This is a genomic window from Micromonospora sp. NPDC049274 (assembly GCF_040678875.1).
Classification (GTDB): Bacteria; Actinomycetota; Actinomycetes; order Mycobacteriales; family Micromonosporaceae; genus Micromonospora.
Map to the genome: position 1 here is coordinate 179,644 of NZ_JBFAQS010000011.1, position 20,444 is coordinate 200,087.

At 74.1% G+C, this 20,444-nt stretch carries 19 protein-coding genes; 5 read left to right on the forward strand and 14 right to left on the reverse strand.

Annotated elements, in window-relative coordinates; translation table 11 throughout:
- Window positions 1–44: 44 nt before the first annotated feature.
- Window positions 45–530, reverse strand: a complete 486-nt coding sequence (locus AB0K10_RS21720; protein ID WP_363686066.1) for a DUF1992 domain-containing protein — start codon at window positions 528–530, stop codon at window positions 45–47.
- Between the two features lie 213 nt (window positions 531–743).
- On the opposite strand from AB0K10_RS21720, the gene AB0K10_RS21725 reads away from it, so the two are divergent.
- Window positions 744–1,394, forward strand: coding sequence for a LysE family translocator (locus AB0K10_RS21725; RefSeq protein WP_363686068.1), 651 nt, complete (start codon window positions 744–746; stop codon window positions 1,392–1,394).
- 9 nt (window positions 1,395–1,403) lie between these two features.
- On the opposite strand, the gene AB0K10_RS21730 is transcribed toward AB0K10_RS21725, so the two are convergent.
- The 3 genes from AB0K10_RS21730 to AB0K10_RS21740 are packed head-to-tail and all read right to left on the reverse strand — an operon-like array spanning window position 1,404 to window position 4,249.
- On the reverse strand, window positions 1,404–2,222 hold the full coding sequence (locus AB0K10_RS21730) for an SDR family NAD(P)-dependent oxidoreductase (RefSeq protein WP_363686070.1): 819 nt from the start codon (window positions 2,220–2,222) through the stop codon (window positions 1,404–1,406).
- Entirely contained in the window at window positions 2,219–3,544 is a 1,326-nt protein-coding gene (locus tag AB0K10_RS21735; RefSeq protein WP_363686072.1) for an NAD(P)-binding domain-containing protein, read from the reverse strand. Before AB0K10_RS21735 ends, AB0K10_RS21730 begins: the two co-directional genes overlap by 4 nt.
- Window positions 3,545–3,601: 57 nt before the next feature.
- Window positions 3,602–4,249, reverse strand: coding sequence for a TetR/AcrR family transcriptional regulator (locus AB0K10_RS21740; protein ID WP_363686074.1), 648 nt, complete (start codon window positions 4,247–4,249; stop codon window positions 3,602–3,604).
- Between the two features lie 57 nt (window positions 4,250–4,306).
- On the opposite strand from AB0K10_RS21740, the gene AB0K10_RS21745 reads away from it, so the two are divergent.
- From AB0K10_RS21745 to AB0K10_RS21755, 3 genes are all read left to right on the forward strand, one after another.
- A complete protein-coding gene (locus tag AB0K10_RS21745) occupies window positions 4,307–5,656 on the forward strand; it encodes an MFS transporter (protein WP_363686076.1) in 1,350 nt (449 codons plus the stop codon).
- A 26-nt stretch (window positions 5,657–5,682) separates the two neighbouring features.
- Window positions 5,683–6,870, forward strand: a complete 1,188-nt coding sequence (locus AB0K10_RS21750) for a hypothetical protein (RefSeq protein WP_363686078.1) — start codon at window positions 5,683–5,685, stop codon at window positions 6,868–6,870.
- A 188-nt stretch (window positions 6,871–7,058) separates the two neighbouring features.
- A complete protein-coding gene (locus AB0K10_RS21755; protein ID WP_046564157.1) occupies window positions 7,059–7,400 on the forward strand; it encodes an RNA polymerase-binding protein RbpA in 342 nt (113 codons plus the stop codon).
- Between the two features lie 63 nt (window positions 7,401–7,463).
- On the opposite strand, the gene AB0K10_RS21760 is transcribed toward AB0K10_RS21755, so the two are convergent.
- From AB0K10_RS21760 to AB0K10_RS21800, 9 genes are all read right to left on the reverse strand, one after another.
- A complete protein-coding gene (locus AB0K10_RS21760) occupies window positions 7,464–7,988 on the reverse strand; it encodes an FxsA family protein (RefSeq protein WP_363686080.1) in 525 nt (174 codons plus the stop codon).
- 66 nt (window positions 7,989–8,054) lie between these two features.
- Entirely contained in the window at window positions 8,055–8,864 is an 810-nt protein-coding gene (locus AB0K10_RS21765; protein WP_363686082.1) for a polyprenol monophosphomannose synthase, read from the reverse strand.
- Between the two features lie 34 nt (window positions 8,865–8,898).
- Window positions 8,899–10,464: an apolipoprotein N-acyltransferase gene (lnt, locus tag AB0K10_RS21770; protein WP_363686184.1), complete on the reverse strand. Its 1,566-nt coding sequence runs from the start codon at window positions 10,462–10,464 to the stop codon at window positions 8,899–8,901.
- Between the two features lie 537 nt (window positions 10,465–11,001).
- A complete protein-coding gene (locus AB0K10_RS21775) occupies window positions 11,002–12,339 on the reverse strand; it encodes a glutamate mutase L (RefSeq protein ID WP_363686084.1) in 1,338 nt (445 codons plus the stop codon).
- On the reverse strand, window positions 12,336–12,728 hold the full coding sequence (locus tag AB0K10_RS21780) for a hotdog domain-containing protein (protein WP_363686086.1): 393 nt from the start codon (window positions 12,726–12,728) through the stop codon (window positions 12,336–12,338). Before AB0K10_RS21780 ends, AB0K10_RS21775 begins: the two co-directional genes overlap by 4 nt.
- Window positions 12,725–13,504, reverse strand: a complete 780-nt coding sequence (locus AB0K10_RS21785; RefSeq protein WP_363686088.1) for an OAM dimerization domain-containing protein — start codon at window positions 13,502–13,504, stop codon at window positions 12,725–12,727. Before AB0K10_RS21785 ends, AB0K10_RS21780 begins: the two co-directional genes overlap by 4 nt.
- On the reverse strand, window positions 13,501–15,063 hold the full coding sequence (locus AB0K10_RS21790; protein WP_363686090.1) for a lysine 5,6-aminomutase subunit alpha: 1,563 nt from the start codon (window positions 15,061–15,063) through the stop codon (window positions 13,501–13,503). Before AB0K10_RS21790 ends, AB0K10_RS21785 begins: the two co-directional genes overlap by 4 nt.
- A gap of 34 nt (window positions 15,064–15,097) precedes the next feature.
- Entirely contained in the window at window positions 15,098–16,669 is a 1,572-nt protein-coding gene (locus AB0K10_RS21795) for an amidohydrolase family protein (RefSeq protein WP_363686092.1), read from the reverse strand.
- A 5-nt stretch (window positions 16,670–16,674) separates the two neighbouring features.
- The gene (locus AB0K10_RS21800; protein WP_363686186.1) at window positions 16,675–17,724 is read right to left on the reverse strand and encodes a zinc-binding alcohol dehydrogenase; all 1,050 of its coding nucleotides are present in this window, start codon (window positions 17,722–17,724) and stop codon (window positions 16,675–16,677) included.
- Between the two features lie 153 nt (window positions 17,725–17,877).
- On the opposite strand from AB0K10_RS21800, the gene AB0K10_RS21805 reads away from it, so the two are divergent.
- On the forward strand, window positions 17,878–19,272 hold the full coding sequence (locus AB0K10_RS21805) for a lysine 2,3-aminomutase (RefSeq protein WP_363686094.1): 1,395 nt from the start codon (window positions 17,878–17,880) through the stop codon (window positions 19,270–19,272).
- 24 nt (window positions 19,273–19,296) lie between these two features.
- On the opposite strand, the gene AB0K10_RS21810 is transcribed toward AB0K10_RS21805, so the two are convergent.
- Entirely contained in the window at window positions 19,297–20,415 is a 1,119-nt protein-coding gene (locus AB0K10_RS21810) for an NAD(P)/FAD-dependent oxidoreductase (protein ID WP_363686096.1), read from the reverse strand.
- Window positions 20,416–20,444 lie beyond the last annotated feature (29 nt).

A 20,444-nucleotide genomic window follows, 5' to 3' on the forward strand; every position in this document is an offset into this window, starting at 1 on the left:
GTGCCGTCGCGGTAGCCGACCGTGGTGCCCCCGGCGGGCGGGGATCAGCGCCGGCGGAGCCACCGCGGCCACCAGCTACGTCGGGGCGGTGGGGCCGGGGCGACGACGGTCGCCGGCTCGGCCGCGGGTGTCGCGGCCTCGGCGGGGGCCCGCTCGGCACGCCAGCGACGGACCACCTCGTCCGCGTTCACCGGCCGGACGGCCACCCGGGGCCCCTCGGGGTTACGCAGCCAGGCGACGATCTGCGTGTTGAGCTGCCCCACGAAGTCCCGCACGGACTGCTCGGTGGGCAGGTCGCGGACCTCGTCGGGGACCTGCTCGATGCGCCGGCGCAGTTGCAGCGGGGTGGGCAGCATCAGGTCGCTGGGCAGCTTCTCGCGCTCCAGAAAACTCTTGATCCACCACGACTCGTCGTACGGCATTCCGCGCCCGGGGATCGGCTTGCCCATGCCGGGCAGGTTGTCGAACTCGCCGCGTTGCACGGCTCCCCGGATCTGCGCCTCCACGGCCGCGTCCCACGCCTCGGTCACCCTGCCGCACCTCCCCTGGCCACCGTAACGCGCCGCCTCCGCCGGGCGACACGCGCTCGCCACCGGTCAGCGCCTGCACGCCGCTGACCATTCCCGCGAGGCGGTTTCCGCCCGCCTGACCGAATTCCAGGCCACCATCGATCGGGTGGTCCTGGGTCGGGGCGGTCGGCCCGCCTAGGTTCGATCCAGGCGACGGCGAACGGGGGAAACGTCATGATCGACACGGGTGCGCTGCTGGGTGTCGCCCTGGTGGCGTTGGGGCTGGTGCTCACGCCCGGCCCGAACATGGTCTACCTGGTCTCCCGGTCGGTGGCGCAGGGCCGCCGCGCCGGGCTGATCTCACTGCTCGGGGTGGCCGCCGGGTTCGGCGTCTACCTGGCCACGGCGGTCGCCGGCCTGGCCGCGGTGTTCGTCCTGGTCCCGACGCTGTACGCGGTGGTGAAGCTGGCCGGCGCCGGTTACCTGCTGTGGTTGGCGTGGCGCACGTTGCGCCCGGGCGGCGGGTCACCGTTCACGCCCGCGCCGCTGCCACCTGACCCGCCACGGCGGCTGTTCACGATGGGCCTGGTCACCAACCTGCTCAACCCGAAGATCGCCGTCCTGTACGTGTCGCTGCTGCCGCAGTTCGTCGACCCGACGCGGGGGCACGTCGCCACGCAGAGCCTGCTGCTCGGCCTGACCCAGATCGCCGTCGCGCTGAGCGTCAACACGCTGATCGTGCTCAGCGCGGGGGCGCTGGCCGGGTTCTTCGCCCGCCGGCCGGTATGGCTGCGGGTACAGCGCTGGGTGACCGGGACGGCCCTGGCGGCGCTTGCCGTCCGCATCGCCACCGACCGGTCCCGCGCGGCGGTCGCCGCGCCCTGACCCGGCCGGTCACCGTCCCCGGTGGCGGCGGAGCATCGCCGCTGCCAGCGGCGCGGCGTCCAGGTCACCGGCGGCGAGTCGGGCGGCGAGGGTACGGCGTACCAGCCGGTCGGCCAGCGCGGGCGCGTGCCGGCCGACGGCCATCTCCAGCCGGCCGCGTCGGGTGGTTGCCACATCCCGGGGCGCCCGCCGGGCGGTGGCGGCGCGCAGGATCGCGGCGACGACACCCTCGACGGGCTCCGGGCGGGACACTCCGCGCAGGGACAGGCCGGCCTCGGCGGTGCTGTCGTGGATCGGCGAGGCCACCATGCTCGGGTAGACGACGCTCACCCCGACGTGGGTGCCCACCTCGTGGCGCAGCGCGTCGGCGTACGCGACGAGGGCACGCTTGCTGACCCCGTACGCGGCGGCGAGCGGCAGCGGCAGCACCGCCATCCGGCTGGCCACGAAGATCACCCGGCCGCGCGCGGTGAGCAGTGGGGGCAGCGCGGCGGCCGTGGTCCGCCACGCGGCGAGCAGGTTGACCTCCAACTGCTGGCGGACCACCTCGTCGGGCGGCAGCTCGGCCGGGGCGGGGCCACCGACACCGGCGTTGTTGATCAGCAGGTCGAGGCCGCCGAGGTGGTCGACGGCGGCGCGTACCGCCGTGGGTACGGCCGCGGGATCGGTCAGGTCGCAGGCGAGCACCGGCCTGTCGACGTCTCCTCGCGCGTGCAGGTCCAGCCCCACCACCCGGGCGCCCGCGGCGTGCAGCGCGGCGCCGAGATGCCGACCGAACGTGCCGCTGGCGCCCGTGACGAGGACCCGCCTGCCGATCAGGTGCGTCATCGGCCCGCTCCGGCCGTCGCGGCGCGGCGGGCGCCCGAGGTCAGTTCCCGGGTCAGCTCGGCCAGGTAGGCGTCGAAGTCCACACGCATCGCCGGGCGGCGTTGACCCCAGCGGGCCGTCGCCGCCCGCAGTTCGGCGCGGCAGGCGGCCCGCTGCCGGTCCGGGTCGGGCAGCGTGTACCGGCCGACGAGCTGCGCGGCGATCAGCTTGGCCTGCGCCTCGACCAGGGGGAACGCGGAGCCGGTGGACTGCATCAGCCCGACGAACGTCAGGCCGGGGGCCTCGGGGTGGAACACGTGCCGGTACAGCGGGAGGGTGTCGGCGCCGCCGCCGAGCAGTTCGGGGTCGAGGAAGCCGATCTCCACCCGGTACCCGGTGCACCAGACGATCAGGTCGACATGCTCGGCGCGACCGTCGGTGAACTCGACGCGGTCGCCGTCGAGGGCGGCGACGCCGGGGCGCGCCTCGATGTCGCCGTGGGTCAGTCGGGACAGCAGCCCGTCGGAGAGCGTCGGATGGTCCTGGAGAAAGCCGTGCGTCGGCGCGGGGAGCCCGTAGCGGGCGGGGCTGCCGACGGTGGCGGTGAGCATCGTCTGGCTGATGCGCTGGCGCAGCCGCCACGGCAGCCGGCGGGCCAGCGCGCCGTTGAGCGTGTCCGACGGGCGGCCCAGCAGATACTTGGGCACCACCCACACGCCCCGGCGCAGCGACAGCAGGGTGCGCTCTGCGGTGTACGAGGCGTCCACGGCGATGTCCATCGCGGAGTTGCCGCCCCCGACGACCAGGACGCGTTTGCCGGCCAACTGCTCGGGACCCCGGTAGTCGTGGCTGTGCAGTTGCTCGGCGGTGCTGGTGCCCGGGTACGGGGGGCTGGGCAGCCGGGGCACCCGGTTGTGGCCGTTGGCGACGACCACGGCCTCGACGGTGACCTCGACCAGCCCGTCCGGCCCGGTGGCGGCCACCGTCCAGGTGCCGTCGGGTTTGCGGGTGACCCGCTCGACCGTGTGCCGCAGGCGGATGTCGTCGCGCAGCCCGAACCGGTCGGCGTAGTCGGCCAGGTAGCCGGCGACGCGCGTGTGGTCCGGGTAGTCGGGCCAGTCGGCGGGCATCGGGTGGTCGGCGAACTCGGTGCGGCCCCGGCTGGTGTTCAGGTGCAGCGTGCGGTACGCGGGCGAGTCGGGCGCCCCGTACACCCAGAGGCCGCCGACCTGGTCGGCTGCCTCGAAGCAGACCACCGCGACGGCGGCGTCGCGCAGTGCCTTGACGGCGGCGAGTCCGGCCGCGCCGGCGCCGATCACCGCCACCCTGGGTCGTGCCCGCATCGCCGCCCCCCACCTAATCCAACGTCCGATGGATAATCGTCGGGCGAGGGCGGCTCGTCAAGGGGCCGCTGGTCCGTACAGCCCGTCGAGGAGGCGGTGCACGAACGCCCGGAACTCGCGCCGCTCCCGGGCGCCCGGCGCGCCCGCTGCCAACGCCACGACGTGCCCGTGTGTCGCCCAGACCAGGCTGCGCACGGTGATGTGCGGGGACGGCTCGGCGAGGGCGCCGGCCGCCGCTGCGGTGGTCAGCAGATCCGCCACCAGCCGGTAGAGCGGCTCGGCGTAGCGCTGGTCCAGCTCGGCGTGCCGCTGCGGCTCCAACCAGCGGCGCAGCCACAGCGCGGTGGTCTCGGGGTGGTCCTGCAGGAAGTCGACGAACACGTCGACCAGGTCGTGCAGGGCCCGCCGCGCCGCGTCCGGGCCGGCGTCGAGGGCGGCACGGGCCCGCTCGGCGGCGGCGGTGAGGACCTCCCGCTCGACGGCGAACACCCGCGCGAAGCACGCCTCGTAGAGCGCCGCCTTCGTACCCGTGTGGTGGGCGACCGTGGCGACGTCCACCCCGGCGGCGGCGGCGACCTCCCGCAGCCCGACGGCGTCGAAACCGCGCTCGGCGAACAGCGCGGTGGCGGCGGTGAGCACCACCTCGCGTGTCGGTCGGGTCTCGTCGCGCCGGGGCCGACCCGGGCGGCGTCGGGGCATGGTCATGGCCGCCATTGTGCCCCTAGAATCCAGCAACTGTTGGATTGCGGAGAGGATGCGGCGATGACCGGGCTCGACCGGCGGCCCGCGGCCGCCACCGACGCGACACTGCCCCGCGGTCCCCTGGCCGGTTTTGCGGCCGGCTCGCTCGGCATGGGTGTCTGGGTGACAGTGCCCGGCCTGCTGCTGCTCTACTTCCTCACCGACGTGCTGGCCGTCGGGCCGTGGCTGGCCGGTCTCGCCCTGCTGCTGCCGAAGGTCGCCGACGTGCTGCTGCACCCGTGGGTGGGGCACCGCGCAGACGTCGAGCAGGCCCGCCGCGGCGACAGGCGTCGGCTGCTGCTGCTGGGCTGCGCCCTGCCGGTGGCGTTCGCCGCGCTCTTCGCGGTGCCCGGTTCTCTGACCGGCGCGCCTGCCGCCGCGTGGGTGGCGGTGTTCTTCGTCGCCGGCAACCTGCTGTTCGCCGCCTACCAGGTCCCCTACCTGGCCACCCCGGCCGACCTGCGCATCGGCTACGACGAACGCACCCGGCTGATGGCGTTCCGGATGGTCGTGCTGACCCTCGGCATCCTGGCCTCCGGGCTGGTAGCCCCGCTGCTGACCGGCGGCGACGCGGCGAGCCGCGGCGGCTACCAGCGGATGGGCGCGGTCCTGGCCGTCGGGATGCTGGCCGCCATGCTCGTCGGCGTCGCCGGCACCGCAAGGCTGCGCGGCGCCGCGCCGGGCGCCACGACGGCGGGGCACGGCGGGTGGCGGACGCTGCGCACCGCCCTGCGTGACAGGCAGTTCCGCTGGCTGGTCGCCGCGTACCTGGCCATGTCCACGACCACCCACCTCGTCCTCGCCGGGGTGCCCTACTACGCCGAGTACGAACTGCGCGCCGCCGGCCTGACCACGGTGCTGGTGGCCGCGTTCGTCGCTCCGGCGCTGCTGGTCACGCCCGGGTGGTTGCTGCTGGCCCGCCGCGTCGGCAAGCAACGGGCGCTGCTCGGCGCGCAGGGCGCGTTCGCGCTCGGGTCGCTGGTGCTGGCGGTGGGCCGCCCGGCCGGTCTGCCGGTGCTGGTGGCCGCGGTGGCGGTGCTCGGGGTGGCGTTCGCCGGCATGCAGCTGTTGCCGTTCTCGATGCTGCCCGACGTCATCCGCGCGTCCGCCGCGACCGGCGCCGGCACCTACACCGGTGTGTGGACGGCCACCGAGGCCCTCGGTGCGGCCCTGGGCCCGTACGTGTACGCCCTGTGCCTGGCCGTGGGCGGTTTCGTGGCGTCGACGGCGGGTGAGTCGCCGACGCAGCCCGACGCGGCGCTCGCGGCGGTCCGCTACGGCTTCGGGCTGCTGCCGGCGGCGGCGATGCTCGCGGCGCTGCTGCTGCAGCGCCGCTACACCCTGGACACGACCGCCCGGGCCGCGAGCTGAGCGGCCGGCACTAGACTTCGCCCTCGATGGACGCCCCGCTCACCCCCACCGAAACCCGCCCGTGCGCCCACTGTGGATCACCGGTGCCGCAGCGTGTCGGCGCGGGCCGCCCGTTTCGTTACTGCCGCGACAACGACGGCGCCTGCCAGCGCGCCTCGCGCAACAGTCGGATGCGCCACCGCAACGCTCCCGGCCTGCCCGGTCAGGTGGCCCGGACCTGGGAGGCGGTGGACCGTCTCGACCAGATCGTCGAGACGTTGACCGAGGCGTTGCACGCCGAACTGTCGCCGGTGGGTGTGCAGCGGCAGGTCGCCCAGGTTCGCGCGGAGACCGCCGCCGAGATCGCGGCGGCGCAGACCGAACGCGACGAGGCCCGCGACGACGCCGAGACCGCGGTCGCCGAGGCGACGCGCGCCCGTGAGCAGGCGCGCGGCGCGCGCGTCGAGGCCGACGACGCCCGCCAGCGCGCCGAGCAGGCGGCACGTCAGGCCGCGGCGGCCGACGAGCGGGCGCAGCGCGCCGAGACCGCCCGCGATCAGGCGCGCCACGACGTCAGCGCCGCCGAGGCGCTGCGCGCCCAGGCCGAACGCGACCGGGACCAGGCCCGCGCCGAGGTGCGTGACCTGCGCTCGGAGCGCGACACCGAGCGGCAGCGCGCGGTCGACCTGAGCGTCGAGCGGGACGCGGCGCGCGCCGACGCCGAGCGGGCCAGCCGGGCCGCCGCCGAGGCGACCGAGCGGGCCGGCCGGTGGCAGGCCGAGGTGCAGGACGTGCGCCGCCAGATCGACCAGGCCCGCGCCGACGCCGCGCGGGCCCGCGCCGAGGCCGCCGACGCCGCCCGGGCCCGGGAACAGGCCGACCGGGCCCGCGACCGCGCCCAGGTCGCCGCCGTCGAAGCCGACGACGCGCGGCAGGAGGCCGCCGAGCTGGCCGTCCGGCTGCGCGCCGAGCTGACCGCCGCGGCCGCGCAGCGCGACGCCCTCGCCGCCGACCTGACCACCGCCCGGCAGGCCGCGGCCACCGCCGAGGGCCGGCTCACCGCCCTGACGGTACGTCTCGACGCCGCCGAGACCGACCGTGACCTGGCGCAGCGGCGGGTGGCGCAGCTCGGCGACCAGGTCAGCGACCTGGCGTTGGCGCTGGCTCGGCTGGGCGCCGCTGCCCCTGCCGCGGCGGGCGCCTCCGAACCGGGTGCGACGCCGGCGCAACCTTGACCGCGCCGGGGCGGTTAACATCCCCGGTGGCAGTCGCAACACGCCACCGACGTGGCGTCACCGTTTCGGCCGGCTACCCTTGGGTCCGGCTCACCCGTGGACGCCTCACGCCCTCGGGCGGGAATGGGGCGACGGGAACCCACCGTTACACCCAGAAGACCAGCACCACGAACGAGGGGAAGTCGATCATGGGCGAGCGTATGCTGCGCGGAAGCCGACTCGGCGCGGTCAGCTACGAATCCGACCGCAACACGGAGCTCGCGCCGCGTCAGACCCGCGAGTACCTCTGCGCCAAGGGCCACCAGTTCGAGGTGCCGTTCGCCGTCGACGCCGAGGTCCCGACGACCTGGGAATGCAAGTTCGACGGCAGCGTCGCCCGACTCGTCGACGGCAGCGAGCCGGAGCAGAAGAAGGCCAAGCCGCCGCGTACCCACTGGGACATGCTGCTGGAGCGGCGCTCGATCGCCGAGCTCGAGGACATCCTCGCCGAACGCCTCCAGGAGGTTCGGACCCGCCGCGGCCGCGCCTGAGCCGCACCCGCACGACACGGCGCCCCTGGGGAGACCCGGGGGCGCCGTCGTGTGTGCGTGGCGTCAGTTGCGGCCGGGCTCCACGATCTCACCCTCGATGGCCCGGCCACCGTCGACGACCACCGGCTGCTCCGGCTCCGGACGCGGCGGCGGCTGCGGCGCGCCCTGGCGCACCCGCACCGTACGTGGGCCGAACAGGTCACCGGCGACCATCGACGACACCCGCCGCTCGGCGGCGCGTTGCACCCCGGAGCGGGCCAGTCGACGCACCGGCGGCACCATCAGCGACAACCCGACCAGGCCGCTGACCAGACCGGGCGCCGCCAGCAACAGGGCACCGGCCAACCCGACGAGCCCGTCGGTCACCTGCGGCCCCGGTGGCTGCCCGGCCCGCGCGGCGGTGCGGAACCCCCGCCAGGCCCGCATTCCCTCGCGGCGCAGCAGCACCAGCCCCAGCAGGGACGCGGCGAACACCAGCAGCACCGCCGCGCCGAACCCCACGGCCCGACCCACAGCGACGAACACCGCCAACTCCAGCAGCACCGCCAGCAGCAGGGCGACCGGCACGAACCTCAGTCCTCGGCGCATCTCACCTCATCGCCAATCCCGCGGCACGCCGACACGTACCGCACATCCAGCATGACACGGCCGCGCTCACGGCCACCGCACCTGACCGGTGGGGGTGCCGTGCAGACCCCGGCGTACGGCTTGGCGCCGGTCCTGCACACCCCAGCGGGTGATCCGCCACAGCGCCTCGGCGACGATGCGAGGGCTCATCTTGCTGTCGCCGTGTTCCCGCTCGGCGAACGTGATCGGCACCTCCACGATCCGCACCCCCGCCCGGTGGGCGAGACGCGACAGCTCCACCTGGAACGAGTACCCCTGCGAGCACACCGAGCCCAGGTCGATGGCGTCCAGGGCGCTGATCCGGTACACCCGGTACCCGCCGGTGGCGTCCGACACGGGCATCCCCAGCGCCAGACGGGCGTACAGGTTGCCGCAGCGCGACAGCAGCAGCCGCCGCAGCGGCCAGTTCACGACCCGCGCGCCGCTGGTCCACCGCGACCCGATCACCACGTCGGCGTCGCGGGCGGCGCTCAGCAGCGCCGGCAGGTCCTCCGGGGCGTGTGAGCCGTCGGCGTCCATCTCCACCACCGCGTGGTAGCCACGCTCACGTGCCCACCCGAACCCGGCCAGGTACGCCGCGCCGAGGCCCTGTTTGCCCTCGCGGTGCAGCACCCGCACGTGCGCGTCGCCGTCGGCGAGGGCGTCGGCGATCGCGCCGGTGCCGTCGGGGCTGTTGTCGTCGGCGACGAGGATCCGCACGGCGGGGGCGGCCCGGCGGACCCGGCCGACGATCGCCGCGATGTTGTCGGCCTCGTTGTAGGTGGGGATCACCACCAGCACCCGGCCCACGCCGGGCACCTCGTCCGGACGCCGGATCGTATCGGTCGCCTGGATCACGGTTCCTCCGCTCCCGCCGGCGTACCGGCTGCTGCTATCCGGGCACCACCCGCTGGCGGCGGCGCAGCACGCCGGCGCCGGCCAGGGCGGCCACGGCCAGCCCGGCGAGGGCGACCTCCGGCCACCAGCCGAGGCGGGTGGCGAGGGTGCGCCCGCTGTCGAGCCGGAGCTGCCGCACCACGACCTCCCGGGTGTTGAACCCGGTGGCGTCGCTTACCCGCCCGTCGGGGGCGACGAACCCGGACACCCCGACCGTGGAGGCCATCAACGCCGGCCGGCCGTGCTCCACGGCCCGCAGCCGCACCATGGCCAACTGCTGGCGGGCCTCGGCCGCGTTGAAGGTGGCGTTGTTGGTCTGCACCACGAGCAGTTGCGCGCCGCCGGTGACGGTGTCGCGGACCACCTCGTCGTAGGCGACCTCGAAGCAGATGACGTCGCCGAGCACGGCCGGGCCGGCGCGTACCACGCCCGGGGTGCTGCCGGGCACGAAGTCGTTGCGGATCAGGTCGACCTGGTCGCTGACCATGCGGGCGATGTCGCGCAGCGGCACGTACTCGGCGAACGGCACCGGGTGGCGTTTGATGTAGAGCTGCGCCATGTCCGCGCCGGTGTCGGGTCGCCACAGGATGCCCGCGTTGCGGACCTGCCCCGGGCCGGGGCCGAGCAGCACCGCGCCGACCAGGATCGGCGCGCGGATCGCGTCGGCGGCCTGTGAGATGCGGGCGCCGGCGGTGGGGTTGCGCAGCGGGTCGATGTCGCTGGAGTTCTCCGGCCACACCACCAGGTCGGGTTGGCGTTGCGCGCCGGAGGCGACCCGCGTGGCCAGCTCCAGGGTGGCGTCGACGTGGTTGTTGAGCACCGCCTGTCGTTGGGCGTTGAAGTCCAGCCCGAGGCGCGGCACGTTGCCCTGCACGATCGCGACGGTGACGGCGTTGCCGCCGCCGGCGCTGGCCACGGGCGTCAGGACGCTCAGCGCGCCCACCGCCACGACCGCGGCGGCCGGTGCGGCCGCCGCCAGCCACCAGTCGGGCCGGGCGGCGCGGCGGGCCGTCCAGCCCCGCCAGACGGCGGTGACGAGCAGGCCACCGGCGAGGGCCACGGCGAAGGTGACGAGCGGGGCGCCGCCGAGCGCGGCCAGGCGCAGCAGCGGCGAGTCGTCCTGGGTGAACGCGAGCCGGCCCCACGGGAACCCGCCGAAGGGGGTGCGGTCGCGCAGCGCCTCCTGCCCGACCCACAGCAGGCCGGTCAGCGCCGGCCACTGCCAGCGGCCACGGTCGGCCAGCGGGGACGCCCAGGCGGTGGCGGCGCCGAGCAGCGCCAGGTAGCCGGCCTGTAGCAGCGACAGCAGCACCCACGGCAGGTAGCCGGTGTGCAGGTTCGTCCAGGCCAGCAGCGGCGCGAACAGGGCCACCCCGGTGAGGAAGCCCACGCCGGCGCCGGCGCGTAACCGTCGCCGGTGCGCGGCGGCGGCCAGCAGCGCCACGCCGACGGGCGCGAGCGGCCACACCCCGTACGGCGGGAACGCCAGCAGCAGGGCCAGCCCGGCGGCGACGGCCATCGGCGCGGCGACCTTCAGCGGCAGCGGACGACCCACGGGCACCGGGTTCGGTGGGGCCGCCGGAGCGTGGGTCTCGTCCCGGTCCAGCGTCGTCACCGCAGTGTTTCCTCGATCACCTGGCGAAGGCTACCTGGCCGGCGGGCACGTCGACCGTGTCGGGCTGCCGGGGACGCACCACCCGGCGGGCATGAAATCGGGGCGCGGCTCGCGCCGCGCCCCGATGCTCCCAGGCCCTCCCCGGCCGGTGCGGCGAGGATGCGGCACGCCGACCTTCGGACCGACCAGGCGGTGGACTGGCTGCCCCCGCCGGGCCGTTGTCTACTGGCCGTGCACCTCACCCTGCCCGTACACCGGTAACCGCGACCGGTTCGCGCCGCCCCGCCGACCCCCGCCCGCTGGACCTGGCCGCCGCGACGATGACGCTCAAAAATGTCGCTCGGCCAGCGGACGAAGGGACGAAGCGAACAACAGCCGCTTCCCGTGGTAGGACTCAAAGACGGTACGTGCTGCACCCCGTCTCCTGTCAACCCACCCCCGGCCTGTCGTGTGTTGCGCCACGGCGTGTCGGGTCGGCGTGTCTCACTGCGTGCCCAGGTGGTGGCGCAGCAGCGCCCCCGCGGCCGTCCGGTGCTCGTCGGCGAGCAACCCACCGGCGGCCAGCACGTAGTCGACGTCGACGACCGCGCGGGCGGCACGCGGCAGCGCCCACCCGCCCGCGTGATCGGCCAGGACCGCCGCCAGAACCTGCCCGGACGCGGGGCGTGGAGCGTGCCGCAGCACCCCACCGGAGCCCACCAGCAGCCGTACGTCGCGCAGGTCCCGTCCGGCCCGCTCGCCGGTGGCGGCGCCCCGGGCGTGCCGGCGCAGCGCGACCGTCGCGGCGAGGGTGGCGATGCGTCGGTCCACGGCCCGCTCGGCGTCGTCGCCGGCCAAAAACGCCGGGTCGGCGGCGCGCCGGTCGGCGGCGGCGGTCAGGTCGTCGGCCTCGCCGGCGGTGAGCAGCCGCTCCTCGACGGCGGCGCGCACCACGCCGGGGGCGCTCCACCGCATGCCCAGGTCACCCTCGACGGTACGGGCCCGCCACAGGCTGCCGGCGACCTCCCGACCCGGCCCGGTGGCCCGCTCGTCGGGTGTGAGCACGGAGTACACGTCGGTGGTGGCCCCGCCCACGTCGACGACGGCGAGGTCCCCGCCGAGGGTGTCGGCGAGCACCTCGACGCCGGTGAGGACCGCGTCGGGCGTGGCGGCTCGCACCAGCCGCGCGAAACGGGTGCCCTTCGACAGTCGTTTGCCGCCGATGACATGGCGCAGGAACACCGCGCGGATGGCCGCGCGCGCCGATGCCGGGGCGAGCACCCCGATGCGCGGCAGCACGTTGTCCGCCCCGGTGACCGGCACCCCGGCGGCGTCCAGCAACCCGGTCAGGGCCGCGCGCACGTCGGCGTTGCCCGCGTACACCACCGGCACCCGCCAGCGGGCGCGGGCCAGGCGGGTCGCGTTGTGGGTGATCGTGTCGGCGTCGCCGCCGTCGGTGCCGCCGACGAGCAGCACCACGTCCGGCCGGGCCGCCCGCAACGCCGTCAGGTCGGCCGCGCCGAGCCGCCCGGCGGCGACGTGCACCACGTGCGCGCCGGCGGACAACCCGACCCGCCGGCCCGCCTGCGCGGTGACGAGGGCCTCGTAGCCGAGCACGGCCAGTCGCAGCCCACCACCGGCCGACGAGCAGACGTACCACGGCACGTCGCGGACCCCGAGCCCGGCGGTGGCCGCCGCGACGGCGGCGTCCAGGCCGTGCAGCACGTCGCTGCCCACCGTGGTGGGCGCGGCCGCCGCGCCGACCAGCACACCGGCGGCCAAATCCACCACGGCTGCCTTGGTGTACGTGGACCCGACGTCCGCGCAGACCGCCAGGGTCACGACGTCGCGGGGACGACCACGGTGCCGGTCGCGGTGACCGCCACGATCGGCGGGTCGAGGACCTCGGCGGCGGACGCGGAGCGGTCGGGGCGGCCCCGGCACACCACCGCGCAGCTCAACTCCAGGGTGCGGCTGCGACTGCCGACCCGCGACACCTGGGCGGTCACCTCCACCACGTCGCCGGCGTGGATCGGCGCGGTGAACCGCACGTCGGAGTAGCCGGCGAACAGGCCCTCGTCGCCGTCGGTGCGGATGCACACCTCGGTGGCGACGTCGCCGAACAGTCCCAGGGCGTACGCCCCGTCGACGAGGTTGCCGGCGTAGTGGGCGTGCGAGTACGGCACGTACCGCCGGTGCGTCACCGTCAACCCGAGCCTGGTGTCGGTCATGCGTTCGCCTTCCGCTGCGTGATCAGGGCGTGCACGAGGTAGCTGGCCACCTCGCCGGGCGTGGTCCCGCGACCGAAGATCCGGTCCACGCCCAACTCGTCGGTCATCGACTCGTCGAAGCGGGGACCGCCGACGATCAACAGGGGTCGGCGTCCCGCCGGCATCGCCTCCCGGAACGCCGCGGACATCTCCCGCGTGTTGTGCAGGTGCGCGTCACGTTGGGTGACGACCTGCGACACGAGCACCGCGTCGGCCTTCTCCACCCTCGCCGCCTCCACCAGCTCGGGCACGCTCACCTGCGCACCCAGGTTGGTGACCTTCAACTCCCGGTAGTACTCCAGGCCCTTCTCCCCCGCGATGCCCTTGACGTTGAGGATCGCGTCGATGCCCACGGTGTGCGCGTCGGTGCCGATGCACGCCCCGACCACCGACAGCTTGCGCCGCAGCCGCTGCTTGACCACCGTGTTGACCTCCTTGGCGCTCAGCAGCGCGAAGTCACGTTCCACCACCTGCACCGCGCCCACGTCGACCAGGTGGTTGACCCGCCCGTAGACGACGAAGAACGTGAACCCGTCGCCCATGCCTTTGGCGTGCACAACCATCGCCGGGTCGATGCCCATCTTGTTGGCCAACTGCACCGCCGCGCCCTCGGCACGCTTGTCGTGCGCCACCGGCAGGGTGAACGACACCTGCACCATCCCGTCGCCGGTGGTGTCCCCGTACGGCCGCACGATCTTCTCCTCGGCGCCGGTGGCGCCGGTCTCGACGGCGCTCATGCGGCCGGCCCTTCCAGGATGTCGGTGGCCGGGTTGCAGTAGTCGGCCTCGTGCGCGGCGACCCCGGACAGGCCCTTGCCGCGGTCCGCGGGCCGCTTCATGATCCCGAACGTGCCCTGCGCGATGGCCGTGAGCAGCGTCTGCTCGCCGATGCGCTCCAACAGGTCCAGGGCCTCACCGAGGACCTGGTTGGCGCGGCGGCGGATGAGCCCGCCCGGCGCGGGCACGAAGTCCTCGTGCAGCCCACCGGCCGCGCCCAGGACGTAGCGCACGTTCTGCAGCGCGATGTCGCGGTCCGACAGCCACGGCGTCACCACCGCCTCGGTCATCATCCCCACCAGCAGGATGCCCTGACCGGTCAGCGCGCCCGCCAGGTTGAAGAACCCGTCGAGCAGGTTGCCCCGGAACACGTCACCGGTCATGTGTTTCGTCGGCGGCATCCACTTCAGTGGCGCGTCGGGGAACAGCTCCCGGGCCAGCAGCGCGTGGGCCAACTCCAGCCGGAACGACTCCGGCACCTCCGGGTTGATCTCGAACGCGTGCCCCAGGCCCAGCTGCCAGTCCGCGAGGCCCGCCTCGTGCGCGAAGAACTCGTTGAGCAGCTGCGACACCGTCACCGTGTGCGCCTCGTCGACCGCGTCGGCGGTGGTCAGGTAGTTGTCCTCACCGGTGTTGATGATGATCCCCGCGCGGGCGTGGACCTGCCGCGAGAACCGCTGGTCGACGAACGTACGGATCGGGTTGATGTCGCGGAACAGGATCCCGTACATCGAGTCGTTGAGCATCATGTCGAGCCGTTCCAGCCCGGCCAGGGTCGCCATCTCCGGCATGCACAGGCCCGACGCGTAGTTCGTCAGCCGCACGTAGCGGCCCAACTCCTTCGACGAGTCGTCGAGGGCCGCCCGCATCAGCCGGAAGTTCTCCTGCGTGGCGTACGTGCCGGCGAACCCCTCGCGGGTCGCGCCCTCGGGCACGTAGTCCAGCAGCGACTGCCCGGTGGAGCGGATCACCGCGATGACGTCCGCGCCGGCCCGGGCGGCGGCCTGCGCCTGCGGGATGTCCTCGTAGATGTCACCCGTCGCCACGATCAGGTAGATCCACGGCCGCTGCAACGGGTCACCGTGCCGTTTGATGAGCCGGTCGCGCTCCGCGCGCCGCCTGTCGATGCGCCGGATCCCCGCGCCGACGGCCTTGCGCGCCGCCGACCGGGCGGCCGTCGCGGCCCGGCCGGTGGGCAGCGCGAACCGCACCGACCCGGCGGCGGCCTTCTGCGCCAGCAACGTCACATCGGTGATCCCCTCGCGGGCCAGGGCGTCGAACACCGGCACCGCCACCCCGTGCCCCAACCCGACGTCCGCGACGACCGCGTCGACGAGCCGGTTCACCCACGGAATGCCGTCCGGGTCGGCGCCGCTCACCCCGGCCAGCCGCAGCACCGCCCGCTCCACCGACACCGTCGTGTGGCTGCGCGCCAGGTCGACCACCGGCTGCCCGGCCCGGCGCGCCAGCTCCCGCGCCCGCGCCACCAACACCGGATCAAGATCAAGCTTGCCGGTCACGCCGTCGCCCCCGCCACATCGTTCACACGCTCGCTCACGGCGACCCTTCCTCGTAGATGACCTCACCGCGCAGCACCAACCGCCGGCACACCGGCAGCGGCGTCGGGTCCTGCGGACCGCGCAGCTCCGGGTCCTCGGCCAGCAGCACCGGCAGGCCCCGCTCCACCCCGGCCGGCGTGGACCACACCGCGAACGTCGCCGGCGCACCCAGCGCCAGGACGCCCTCGACGTCCAGGTGCACCGCCCGCCACCCACCCCGGGTGTGCGCCGCGAATGCCGAACGCACACCCATCCGCTGCGTCGGGTTGTGGTGCGACGCCGCCGCCCGTACCGACCCCCACGGGTCCAGCGCCGTCACCGGCGAATCCGACCCGAACGCCAACGCCACACCCACCGAGTGCATCGCGCCCATCGGATTCGACTCCAACGACCGCTGCAACCCCAGCCGCGCCTCATACATCCGGCCCGCGCCGCCCCACAACCTGTCGAACGCCGGCTGCATGCTCGCCACGATCCCGTACTCCACGAACCGCGCGATCATCGACTTGTTCATGATCTCCGCGTGCTCGATGCGGTGCCGTGCCGCGCGTAGCCGCTCCACGCCCAGCGTCGCCGCCGCCGCCGCGAACCCGTCCAGCACGGTGCCGATCGCCGCGTCCCCGATCGCGTGGAACCCGCCCTGCAGGCCGTGCGCCGCGCAGTCCAGCAGGTGATCGCGCACCTGCTCCGCCGACAGGTACCCGTGCCCGCAGCCGTCACCGTCGCCGTCGCCGTACGGCTGCGACACGTGGGCCGTACGCGACCCCAACGCCCCGTCGGCGAACAGGTCCCCGCCGGCGCCCACCGCGCCCAACTCCCGGGCACGCGCCGCACCACCGAGCTCACCCCAGTACCCGTACACCTCCGGCAACCCCGCCCCGGAGATGCGCAGCAGCCCGGTGAAGTCCTCCTCGTCGGAGATCTCCGGGCCGCCGCACTCGTGCACCGCCGCGATACCCAACGACGCCGCGTGCGCGAGAGCGACCCGCTGCGCGGCGACCCGCTGCGCCCGCGTCACCGACCCCTGCGCCGCCGCTCGCACCACGTGGTGCGCGTCGCGCCGCAACCAGCCCGACGCGTCATACCCGGCGGCCCGCGCCACCTGCGGGGACGCCGCCAGCAACGCCGACGACACCAACGCCGAGTGGATCGACGCCTGCGACAGGTACGCCCGCCGGCCACCCGCGGCCCGGTCCAACGCCGTCGCGTCCGGCAACGTCGCATCCGACCAACCCGACTCGTCCCAGCCGTGCCCCAGCACCACCGCGTCCGCCGGCAGCCCCGCCGCGAACCCGGCCACCGCGTCGAGCAACTGCCCCGCCGAGCGCACCCCGGACAGGTCCAGCCCGGACAACGCCAACCCGGTGTCGGTGGCGTGCACGTGCGCGTCGACGAACGCCGGCGTCACCAGCGCCCCACCCAGGTCCACCACCCGGTCGGCCGGCGGCGCGTCACCGTCGACGCCCAACCAGGTGATCCGCCCACCGGACACCAGCAGCGCGGTGGCGCTCGGGTCGGCGGGGCAGTGCAGCACGCCGCCGCGGTACAACGTCGAGGGGTTCGTCATGACTCTCAGTCTGCCGCGACCCGCGCCGCGAACAGCTGACGCACTCCCGGTTCGGCCCGCAGCAGCCCCAACGCCAACTCCGCGTGCCCCGGCACGTACCCGTTGCCCACCAGCATCGTCACGTCCGCCGCCAACCCCTCCGCGCCCAACGCCGCCGCGGAGAAGCTCGTCGCCATCGAGAAGAAGATGACCGTGCCGCCGTCCGCGGTGGCCAGCACCGCGCCGTGCTCACACCCCGGCACGTCCACGCACACCACAGTCACGTCCGCCGGGGCGCCCAGCGCGGTGGTCACCGCCGTGGACAACCCGACCGGGTCACGCGCGTCGGCCAACGCCACCACCGACGCCAGCCCGGCGGCCGTCAGCGCGTCGCGCTCCGCCGCCACCGGCACCACCCCGACGGTACGCGCGGCGCCCGCCCGCCGCGCCGCGGCGAGGGACAGCGACCCGCTCTTGCCGGCCCCGCCGATCACCGCGACCCGCACCGGCGTCGGATCACCGGTACGCCGGCGCTCCTCGACGTAGCGCGACACCACCCGCGTCGTCAGCGCCGGCGCCCCGCACACGTCCAGCACGGCGAGGGACAACTGCGGATCCTCGTCGTCGGGCAGCACCGCGGCGATGGACCGCGCGAACAGGATCGCCCACCCGTCGCACGGCACCTGCTCGCTGCGCCCGTCCCACCGGGCCAACCCATCGGTGATCACCAGCGGCGTCAACGTCAACGACACAAGAGTGGCGACCCGCTCCCCCGCCCTGAGCCCGAGCGGGGACCGCCGACCGGCCTCCTCGACAGTGCCGATCAGCATCCCGCCGGAGCCGGTCACCGGGTTCTGCATCTTCCCCCGCGTGGAGATGATCTCCAGCACCTCGGCGCGTACGACGTCCCCGTCGCCACGGTGCTTCTCCGACAACTGCCGGAAACTCGCCGCGTCCAGGTTCAGCCGCTGCACCCGGATGCGCACCTCGTTCGTCGCGATCGCGGCGGACGCGTCCAGCCGCCACGCCGCCTGCGGCAGCACCCCCGCCGGTTGCACGACGCGATGCAGTCCCACCGGTGACGTCACGCCGACCTCCCCTGTCCAGCCGCTCGAAGCCCCGGCCAGGGCTCGCGTAACGGGAAAACTTACGGCAGACTAGTTTCTGTACCGAATATTTTCCAGTAGCCTTCGGGCTTCGATGATCAGCAGCAGCACCGAGGAGGGGCCGTGACCCAGACCCAACCGGTGGAGACCATCCCTCCACCCCGTCACGCCCCGACCGCCGGGCAGCCCTACGAATACCACCGCCGCCCCCTGGTCGAACCCGACTGGACCCGCTTCCCCGGCTGGCGCCACGTCACCCGCGACCAGTGGGAATCCGCCCAGTGGCAGCGCGTCAACTGCGTCAAGAACACCAAGCAGCTCCGCGCCGTCTTCGGCGACCTCATCGACGACACCTTCTACGCCGACCTCGAGGCCGACCAGGCGGCCCTGGCCACCATGTCCATGCTGGTGCCACCACAAATGATCAACACGATGGTGCCGTTCGCGACCCTCACCACCGAGGCGCTGCTCGCCGACCCCATCCGCCGCTACATGATCCCGGTCGCCTCCGACCGACGCACCGACTGGCCCTCACACCCCTACGCCAGCCGCGACAGCCTCCACGAGCACGACATGTGGGTCGCCGAAGGCCTCACCCACCGCTACCCCACAAAGGTCCTCGCCGAACTGCTCTCCACCTGCCCCCAGTACTGCGGCCACTGCACCCGCATGGACCTGGTCGGCAACTCCACCCCCGCCGTCGACAAGCTCAAGCTCACCCTCAAGCCCGTCGACCGCTACGACGCCCACATCGCCTACCTCAAGGCCCACCCCGGCGTCCGCGACGTCGTCGTCTCCGGCGGCGACGTGGCAAACGTCCCGTGGCGCAACCTCGAGTCGTACCTCATGCGCCTGCTGGAACTGGAGACGGTCCGCGACATCCGCCTCGCCACCAAGGCCCTCATGGGCCTCCCCCAGCACTGGCTGCAACCCGACGTCGTCGAGGGCCTGGAACGCGTCGCCCGCACCGCCGGACGCCGAGGCGTCAACCTCGCCATCCACACCCACGTCAACCACGCCCAGTCGCTCACCCCACTGGTCGCCAAGGCCGCCCAGACCGCCCTCGACGTCGGCGTCCGCGACGTCCGCAACCAGGGCGTCCTCATGCGCGGCGTCAACGCCACCACCCCGGAACTGCTCGACCTCTGCTTCGCGCTGCAGGGCGAAGCCGGAATCCTGCCGTACTACTTCTACATGTGCGACATGATCCCCAACGCCGAACACTGGCGCGTCCCGGTCTGGCACGCCCAGCAGCTCCAGCACGACATCATGGGCTACCTGCCCGGCTACGCCACCCCACGGATCGTCTGCGACGTGCCCTTCGTCGGCAAGCGCTGGGTGCACATGCTCACCGACTACGACCGTGACCGCGGCATCTCCTACTGGACCAAGAACTACCGCACCTCCATCGAGTCCGCCGACCTGGAGGCGCTCAACAAGCGCTACGCCTACTACGACCCGATCGACACCCTGCCCGCCGACGGCCAGCAGTGGTGGAACGACCACCGCGACGACTGACCCGGGCGCTCTTCCTCCCGCCAGTCAGGATCGCTGGACCTCGTCGAACAGGGCGACGGCGTCGGCGGGGTCCGGGCTCACGAGGCGTTCCAGACCGGCCGTCGTGATCCTCGCCCACCTGCCGGCCCGCGCCGACATCCGCTCCTCGAAGGCGCCCACGGCCCCGTCCAGATCGTCCGGGTCGGCGGCGATGGACTCCGCGAGCTCCGCACCGTCGAGCATCGCGAGGTTCGCGCCCGCCCCCAACGGTGGCATCAGGTGGGCGGCGTCGCCCAGCAGCGTCACCCCGCGGACGTGGGCCCAGGTGTGGGACTCGGGCAGGACAAAGATGGGCCGGTGCACGAAGGCGCCGCCGTGGCCGAGCAGGTCGAGGACCGGAGCCGCCCAGCCGTCGAACAGCGCCAGAAGACTCGATCGCGCGGCCTCCACGTCCGCCAGGTCCACATCCGCGTGCCAATCCAGCGGCGCGCGGAACTTGACGTACACCTTGACGTGACCGCCGCTGTTGCGCTGGGCCACCAGAGACCGGTTCACGCCGTACACGGCCACCGAACCGTCGCCGATCAGCCGGGCGAGGTCGGGGTGGCGGGTGTCGACGTCGTCGAGGGAGGTCTCGACCGAGGTCACGCCTGTGTACTGCGGCGTCACCGGCGAGACCGCCGGGCGGACCCGGGACCAGGCCCCGTCCGCGCCCACCACGAGATCGAACGTCTCCTGCCGCCCGTCCGCGAAGTGAACCACCACCCCGTCCCCCGCCTCCGGCACCACCCGCGCCACCTCCCGCCCCCACCGCACGTCGAGAGAGCCGAGCAGCAGGTCCCGTAGCTGCCCGCGGTCGATCTCCGGATTGGCCCGCTCATCCGGACCGGGCCGCCAGTCCCGCAGAACGGTCCCCGCGGTGTCCAGGATCCGCATGGCCTGCCCCTCGGGACGAGACAGCGCCTGGAACTCCGCCACCAGCCCCGCCTTCTCCAGTGCCAGCTGGCCCAGCCCCTCGTGCAGGTCCAGCGTGCCGCCCGGAGGACGGGAGTCGGGCGCGGAGTCCCGCTCAAGGACGGCGACGGGGTAGCCGTGACGGTGCAGGACACGGGCGAAGGTGAGGCCGCCAGGGCCACCCCCCACCACAGCGATACGGTGTCTCATAGCGATACACCGTATCGCCGCCGTACAAT

Coding starts and splice junctions, on each gene's coding strand:
- AB0K10_RS21725 (WP_363686068.1), top strand. CDS start 744: ATGATCGACACGGGTGCGCTGCTGGGTGTCGCCCTGGTGGCGTTGGGG.
- AB0K10_RS21730 (WP_363686070.1), bottom strand. CDS start 2,222: ATGACGCACCTGATCGGCAGGCGGGTCCTCGTCACGGGCGCCAGCGGC.
- AB0K10_RS21735 (WP_363686072.1), bottom strand. CDS start 3,544: ATGCGGGCACGACCCAGGGTGGCGGTGATCGGCGCCGGCGCGGCCGGA.
- AB0K10_RS21740 (WP_363686074.1), bottom strand. CDS start 4,249: ATGACCATGCCCCGACGCCGCCCGGGTCGGCCCCGGCGCGACGAGACC.
- AB0K10_RS21745 (WP_363686076.1), top strand. CDS start 4,307: ATGACCGGGCTCGACCGGCGGCCCGCGGCCGCCACCGACGCGACACTG.
- AB0K10_RS21750 (WP_363686078.1), top strand. CDS start 5,683: ATGGACGCCCCGCTCACCCCCACCGAAACCCGCCCGTGCGCCCACTGT.
- AB0K10_RS21755 (WP_046564157.1), top strand. CDS start 7,059: ATGGGCGAGCGTATGCTGCGCGGAAGCCGACTCGGCGCGGTCAGCTAC.
- AB0K10_RS21760 (WP_363686080.1), bottom strand. CDS start 7,988: ATGCGCCGAGGACTGAGGTTCGTGCCGGTCGCCCTGCTGCTGGCGGTG.
- AB0K10_RS21780 (WP_363686086.1), bottom strand. CDS start 12,728: ATGACCGACACCAGGCTCGGGTTGACGGTGACGCACCGGCGGTACGTG.
- AB0K10_RS21785 (WP_363686088.1), bottom strand. CDS start 13,504: ATGAGCGCCGTCGAGACCGGCGCCACCGGCGCCGAGGAGAAGATCGTG.
- AB0K10_RS21795 (WP_363686092.1), bottom strand. CDS start 16,669: ATGACGAACCCCTCGACGTTGTACCGCGGCGGCGTGCTGCACTGCCCC.
- AB0K10_RS21810 (WP_363686096.1), bottom strand. CDS start 20,415: ATGAGACACCGTATCGCTGTGGTGGGGGGTGGCCCTGGCGGCCTCACC.